This window comes from Pseudomonas sp. WS 5071 (genome assembly GCF_012985765.1).
GTDB classification, from domain to species: Bacteria; Pseudomonadota; Gammaproteobacteria; order Pseudomonadales; family Pseudomonadaceae; genus Aquipseudomonas; species Aquipseudomonas lundensis_A.
In genome coordinates this window covers 109,817-116,170 of sequence record NZ_JAAQWY010000016.1, presented here as the reverse complement: position 1 = coordinate 116,170, position 6,354 = coordinate 109,817, and the positions used below count along the sequence as shown (strand labels likewise).

Below are 6,354 nucleotides of genomic sequence, written 5' to 3'. Positions count from 1 at the left end.
CAGGTGCAACGCGAAATTGGCAACCTATCGGCGCCGTCACACTCAACCCAGAGAGGGAGCAGCCGGCAGTGAAAATAGCAGCTTAAAAACACGGCTGACGCGACAACTACCTTGCAAAACGCCGCGCTCTTCAAGGTACTCCAGGAGCTCAGAGGTATTGTCAAACCATTGCAAGCCGGCATCAGTCATGGCACACACTTTGGTATTTTGATCGCCAAGGTGAATGCAGTACCAACCTACGACTTCAAGTAAATAGTCTTGAGGCGTTTCAATAAGCACAGAGGTCAATACCAACGTATCGTCGCTGTGACCATTCGCGTAACGGTATAGCCTGACAAGCTCTGCCTGCGTTACATACCCGAGGTGCCTGGCCTGTAGCAGCTCATTGATGAAGCGGTCTCGCAGGGCGTGTTCTATGTAACTGCCAAGGTCAGCGCGGTCAGGTTTTCCATGTTGCCAGTGCGCCTCAATGGCATTGAATAAATCATTGGCCAGGTTTTTTTTGATTTCCATCAGCCAACGGATCATGTCGGCTTTATCTTGACTGGCTCGTATCAGCGCATCACCACTGCAGGCCGCAGGGGATGAGAGTTCTATGCCCCATTGCTCGCGTCCTGAATGTTTGCAGTAATGTGCCAGCACATAATCAACTTCAGGGCTTGTCTCCTGCACCTGTGGCCCGCCGTGGTCAGGGCCGCATAAAGAGTGCTTTTTTTTAGAGTATTCGTATTGTTGTGTCAGGCCAGTTTGAAGCTGAGTACGAGCCACCGATCGAAGTGAAGGGACCTCAGCAAGCGCCTTCAATAAATATTCACTGTCGGCTTGAATGCCGAATTCGTAATAAACGCTGGTCGTTGCGAAGACATCGTCTGCGATCAGACGTCTGCTAAATGATCCTGAAAATTGGCCCCCCCCTAAATGGCGTAGCGGCAAGGGGATACAGGGCAATAAGTCCGAAGCCTGATCGAGAAGGCTGTTAACGAGGTAGAAATTGAGCGTGCTCCAGGAGTCGTATCGACTCACCCCGTGGGCGACCGTAAATAATAAGTAAGCGGTGTTATCAGTGTGGGCTGACGACACGACAAACATGCCTCTTAACTGGGCGGGGTCGTGTCCGGTGCCATTGATCATGATGTTGCTTACGAACACAGGAGCAGGTCCTTGGCTGCGTTCCGATCCGAGCGTCACGGCCACTCTCTTGTACATGTCACGCTCATCGCTCGTTATTTCAACGTCTTCAACTGCCTTATCCAAACTTATTTCATACAGGCTTTTGAGGGCGGTTTCTGAATAAAAAACAGTCGAGTCGGTGTTACTCATATGCGTCACTCCATGCTGTTAATGGCCCTCGCGGGAGGGTGAAGACGGGAGGCCATTCCAGTGATGGACGCTAAGCCAGGTGCGACGCGCATAGGTGGTACATACAGTCATTGTCCAGCTGGCGCGTAGGCGATTCTCTTGGTGGCAGGTATATCCCCTGTGAGGATCGGTAAAGGCGCCCAGATATATGCTTAAAAAGAATAAAAAAATGAATAAATATGATTTATGGATATAAAAATCGCCTGTTATGGTCTGCCTACCCAAGCGAAAACGCTGACGGCGATTTGCACACATTCATGCAAGGAATTCTCTAGATGCTGGTCGTGACACTCGGAGGAAGCCCAAGCCAACGATCCCGTTCCGGGGTGTTGCTGGATCGCACCAAACACTGGCTCAACCAGCAAGGCGTCGAAGTGGTGAGCTATCAGGTGCGTGATTTTCCGGCTGAAGATTTGCTGCATGCGCGATTCGATAGCCCCAAGATCATCGACTTGTTGCAACAGATCGAAAACGCCGACGGGCTGGTCATCGCGACGCCGGTGTACAAGGCGTCTTTCAGCGGTGCCTTGAAAACTGTGCTCGATTTGCTGCCTGAGCGGGCGCTGAGCCACAAAGTGGTATTGCCGATTGCCACGGGGGGCAGCATCGCTCACATGCTGGCCGTGGATTACGCGCTCAAGCCCGTGCTGTCGACGCTCAAGGCACAGGAAATGCTGCACGGCATTTTTGCCGATGACAGCCAGATTGCTTACGGCGAAGGCAGCGCCCAGCCGCAGTTGGCACCCGTGCTGGAACAACGGCTGAACGAGTCGCTGGAGCAGTTTTACTCCGCGCTGGCGCGTCGCCCTAAACCGCTGGACCCGAACATCCTCAACGAGCGCCTGGTGACGGCTCGCTGGAGCATTTGAAACACCCTCTTATGTAGTCCCACCTTACTGATCCGCTAACGGCTCGGCAGGTGCTATCTGAATCTCGAAAAACAAAAGGAGAGCGCCATGCGCCCTGTCATTTTGCGTCGAGGTCTGGTCGCACTGTTTGCTGCGGCTGTGTCCTTCGGCGTTGTGTTGGAAGCTCAAGCGGATGCCCTGCGCATTGGCTATCAGAAATACGGCACGCTGATGCTGCTCAAGGCCAAAGGCACGCTGGAAAAGCGTCTGGCCGAACAAGGCGTTGACGTTCAATGGACTGAATTCCCCGGCGGCCCGCAATTGCTGGAAGGCTTGAACGTCGGGTCGATCGACTTTGGCGTGACGGGCGAAACGCCACCCGTGTTTGCCCAGGCCGCGGGCGCCGATCTGCTGTATGTCGCCTACGAGCCCCCGGCCCCCACCAGTGAAGCGATTCTGGTGCCCAAGGATTCACCAATCACCTCGGTGAAAGACCTCAAGGGCAAAAAAGTCGTGCTCAACAAAGGCTCTAACGTCCACTACCTGTTGGTACGGGCACTGGAAGACGCAGGCCTTCATTACACCGACATCCAGACGGTCTTTCTGCCCCCGGCGGATGCGCGTGCCGCGTTCGAGCGCGGCAGTGTCGATGCCTGGGTAATCTGGGACCCGTACCAGGCAGCGGCCGAGCAACAGTTGCAAGCCCGCACGTTGCGCGATGCCAGCGGTATTGCGGACAACCATCAGTTCTATCTGGCCACCAAGCCCTACGCCGAACAGCACCCCAAGGTGATCGAAGTGTTGGTGGATGAGGTGCGCAACATCGGGGACTGGGCCAAGGCCAACCCTGAAGAGGTGACTCAACAAGTAGCACCGCTGTTGGGGTTGTCGCCTGAAATCACGCTGACGGCCGTCAAGCGCCAAGGCTATGGCGCGCAGTTTCTGACCCCGGAAGTGGTCAATGCGCAGCAAAAAATTGCGGACACGTTTCACCAGCTCAAGCTGATTCCCAAGCCGCTGGTGGTCAAAGACGTGATCTGGACGCCCCCGGCCGCTGTGGCCAACGCCCTCTAACGTTTGCCGTACCCATTTAGGAGACCACTCCATGAGCCTCAATATTTTCTGGTTCCTGCCTACCCACGGTGATGGCCATTACCTTGGCACCTCCGAAGGCGCCCGTGCTGTTGACTACGGGTACTTGCAACAAGTGGCACAAGCGGCAGACCGTCTGGGTTTCGGTGGTGTGTTGATTCCCACCGGCCGTTCCTGCGAAGACTCATGGCTGGTGGCCGCATCGCTGATCCCGGTGACCCAGCGCTTGAAATTCCTCGTGGCGCTGCGCCCCGGCATTGTGTCCCCGACCGTGGCGGCTCGTCAGGCCGCGACCCTGGATCGTTTGTCCGGTGGGCGTGCGCTGTTCAATCTGGTGACCGGTGGCGACCCGGAAGAATTGGCCGGTGACGGCCTGTTCCTCAGCCATGAGGAGCGTTATCAGGCGTCGGTCGAATTCACCCGCATCTGGCGCCGTGTGCTGGAAGGCGAAACGGTGGATTACGACGGTCAGCACATCAGCGTCAAAGGCGCCAAGCTGCTCTATCCACCGATTCAGCAGCCGCGTCCGCCGCTGTACTTCGGTGGCTCCTCGGAAGCGGCCCAGGACTTGGCTGCTGAACAGGTCGAGATGGTGCTGACCTGGGGCGAGCCGCCCGCGGCTGTCGCGCAGAAAATCGAGCAGGTGCGCGCCAAGGCCGCCCAGCATGGCCGCAGCATACGCTTCGGGATTCGCCTGCACGTGATCGTGCGTGAATCCAACGAAGAAGCCTGGAAAGCCGCTGACAAACTGATTTCCCATCTGGACGACGACACCATTGCTCGCGCTCAGGCATCGCTGTCGCGGTTCGACTCGGTGGGTCAGCAGCGCATGGCCGCCTTGCATGGCGGCAGCCGTGACAACCTTGAAGTGAGCCCCAACCTGTGGGCGGGCGTGGGGTTGGTGCGTGGTGGTGCCGGCACGGCGCTGGTCGGCGATGGCCCTACCGTGGCTGCACGGGTCAAGGAATACGCCGATCTGGGCATCGATACGTTCATTTTTTCGGGTTATCCGCACCTGGAAGAGTCGTATCGGGTGGCGGAATTGCTGTTCCCACACCTCGATGTCGAGCGCCCCGAGTTGCCTAAAAGTGCCGGTTACGTGAGCCCGTTTGGCGAGATGGTGGCCAACGACATTCTTCCCAAAGCCGCGTCGCAGAGCTGAGGCCAGCATGAGTATGGTGAAGGCTTCGCGCCTCAAAAATGTCGGTCACAGCCTGGCTCCGTGGGTCTTGCCCGTGTTGCTGCTGGCGGTGTGGCAATTGTCAGTGTCGGCGGGCTGGTTGTCGACGCGGATTCTGCCAGCGCCCAGTGCCGTGATCGCAGCGGGGGTCGAATTGGTGCGCAGTGGCGAGATTTGGAAACACCTCGCCATCAGCGGCTGGCGCGCCGCGCTTGGGTTTGTGATCGGCGGCAGCATCGGCCTGGCATTGGGTTTCGTCACGGGCCTGTCGAAGTGGGGCGAGCGCCTGCTCGACAGCTCGGTGCAGATGATCCGCAACGTGCCGCATCTGGCGCTGATTCCGCTGGTGATTCTGTGGTTCGGGATCGACGAGTCAGCCAAGGTCTTTTTGGTCGCGTTGGGCACGTTGTTCCCGATTTACCTCAACACCTATCACGGCATCCGCAACGTGGACCCGGCGTTGGTCGAAATGGCGCGCAGTTACGGCTTGTCCGGCTTCAGCCTATTTTGGCAAGTGATTTTACCGGGCGCCTTGCCCTCGATTTTGGTGGGTGTGCGTTTTGCGCTGGGCTTTATGTGGCTGACTTTGATCGTGGCTGAAACCATCTCTGCCAGCTCCGGCATTGGCTATCTGGCGATGAATGCCCGCGAGTTTTTGCAAACTGACGTGGTGGTGCTGGCGATTGTTTTGTACGCGGTGCTCGGCAAATTGGCCGACAGCGCGGCCCGTGGGCTGGAGCGCGTCTGGTTGCGTTGGCACCCGGCGTACCAAGTGGTTAAAGGCGGTGCAGCATGACAGCTCAACAACCTCCGCGTTTGCGTCAGGGCATCCCGTTGGCGATCAATGGCCTGCACAAAGCGTTTGGCGAACGTCAGGTACTGCGCGACATCGATTTACACATTCCGGCCGGTCAGTTTGTGGCCGTGGTGGGCCGCAGCGGCTGCGGCAAAAGTACGCTGATGCGGCTGATCGCCGGGCTCGACCAACCTACCGGCGGTGAACTGATGGCGGGCAGTGCGCCGCTGCAAGAGGCCCATGACGACACACGCCTGATGTTCCAGGAAGCGCGTTTGCTGCCGTGGAAAAAGGTCATCGATAACGTCGGTCTGGGGCTTAAAGGGGACTGGCGCTCCAAGGCCCTTAACGCGCTGGAAGAAGTCGGCCTTGCCGAACGAGCCCACGAGTGGCCGGCAGCGCTGTCGGGCGGGCAAAAACAGCGTGTGGCCTTGGCCCGCGCGCTGATTCACCAGCCGCGTTTGTTGCTGCTGGACGAACCGTTGGGTGCGCTGGATGCCCTGACCCGCATCGAGATGCAGCAGTTGATTGAACGTTTGTGGCGCCAGCATGGCTTCACTGTGTTGCTGGTGACCCACGATGTCAGCGAAGCCGTGGCCATTGCCGACCGCGTGATTTTGATCGAAGACGGCGCCGTTGGGCTCGACCTCACCATCGCGTTGCCGCGCCCTCGGGCGCGCGGTTCGCATCGGTTGGCGGCGCTGGAAACCGAAGTGCTCAACCGTGTACTGGCTTTACCCGGTTCGCCGCCCGAACCGGAACCCGTTGCACCGCTACCCACACAATTGCGTTGGGCGCAATAACCTCCGTTTTTTATCCCAAGACAGGAATCGACACCATGACCATCAAAGCCATCAACGTGCGTAACCAGTTCAAAGGCCACATCAAGGAAATCGTACTGGGGGACGTGTTGTCTGAAATCGACGTGCAAACCGCGTCCGGAATCGTCACCTCGGTCATCACCACCCGCTCGGTCAAAGAGCTGGAACTGGTGGTGGGCAGCGAAGTCATCGCCTTCGTGAAATCCACGGAAGTGTCGATCGCCAAGTTGTAATGCGTGGGTTATCCACAACCCTGAA

General features: G+C 57.8%; 7 protein-coding genes. 6 read left to right on the top strand and 1 reads right to left on the bottom strand.

Annotation, left to right across the window (positions count from 1 at the left end; translation table 11 throughout):
* Positions 1-42: 42 nt before the first annotated feature.
* Positions 43-1,320, bottom strand: a complete 1,278-nt coding sequence (locus tag HBN61_RS12120; RefSeq protein WP_170046862.1) for a hypothetical protein — start codon at positions 1,318-1,320, stop codon at positions 43-45.
* A 314-nt stretch (positions 1,321-1,634) separates the two neighbouring features.
* On the opposite strand from HBN61_RS12120, the gene ssuE reads away from it, so the two are divergent.
* The 6 genes from ssuE (at position 1,635) to HBN61_RS12090 (ending at position 6,329) form a co-directional block, all read left to right on the top strand.
* Entirely contained in the window at positions 1,635-2,228 is a 594-nt protein-coding gene (ssuE, locus tag HBN61_RS12115; RefSeq protein WP_170046861.1) for an NADPH-dependent FMN reductase, read from the top strand.
* Between the two features lie 87 nt (positions 2,229-2,315).
* A complete protein-coding gene (locus tag HBN61_RS12110) occupies positions 2,316-3,281 on the top strand; it encodes a sulfonate ABC transporter substrate-binding protein (protein WP_169962294.1) in 966 nt (321 codons plus the stop codon).
* A 31-nt stretch (positions 3,282-3,312) separates the two neighbouring features.
* Positions 3,313-4,461: an FMNH2-dependent alkanesulfonate monooxygenase gene (ssuD, locus tag HBN61_RS12105; protein ID WP_170046860.1), complete on the top strand. Its 1,149-nt coding sequence runs from the start codon at positions 3,313-3,315 to the stop codon at positions 4,459-4,461.
* Between the two features lie 7 nt (positions 4,462-4,468).
* On the top strand, positions 4,469-5,275 hold the full coding sequence (gene ssuC / locus HBN61_RS12100; protein WP_170046859.1) for an aliphatic sulfonate ABC transporter permease SsuC: 807 nt from the start codon (positions 4,469-4,471) through the stop codon (positions 5,273-5,275).
* Positions 5,272-6,078 (top strand): aliphatic sulfonates ABC transporter ATP-binding protein, encoded by an 807-nt coding sequence (ssuB, locus tag HBN61_RS12095; RefSeq protein ID WP_170046858.1) that lies wholly within the window; start codon positions 5,272-5,274, stop codon positions 6,076-6,078. Before ssuC ends, ssuB begins: the two co-directional genes overlap by 4 nt.
* Positions 6,079-6,113: 35 nt before the next feature.
* Entirely contained in the window at positions 6,114-6,329 is a 216-nt protein-coding gene (locus HBN61_RS12090; protein ID WP_003444581.1) for a TOBE domain-containing protein, read from the top strand.
* Positions 6,330-6,354 lie beyond the last annotated feature (25 nt).

Coding starts and splice junctions, on each gene's coding strand:
- HBN61_RS12110 (WP_169962294.1), top strand. CDS start 2,316: ATGCGCCCTGTCATTTTGCGTCGAGGTCTGGTCGCACTGTTTGCTGCG.
- ssuB (WP_170046858.1), top strand. CDS start 5,272: ATGACAGCTCAACAACCTCCGCGTTTGCGTCAGGGCATCCCGTTGGCG.
- ssuD (WP_170046860.1), top strand. CDS start 3,313: ATGAGCCTCAATATTTTCTGGTTCCTGCCTACCCACGGTGATGGCCAT.
- HBN61_RS12120 (WP_170046862.1), bottom strand. CDS start 1,320: ATGAGTAACACCGACTCGACTGTTTTTTATTCAGAAACCGCCCTCAAA.
- ssuC (WP_170046859.1), top strand. CDS start 4,469: ATGAGTATGGTGAAGGCTTCGCGCCTCAAAAATGTCGGTCACAGCCTG.
- ssuE (WP_170046861.1), top strand. CDS start 1,635: ATGCTGGTCGTGACACTCGGAGGAAGCCCAAGCCAACGATCCCGTTCC.
- HBN61_RS12090 (WP_003444581.1), top strand. CDS start 6,114: ATGACCATCAAAGCCATCAACGTGCGTAACCAGTTCAAAGGCCACATC.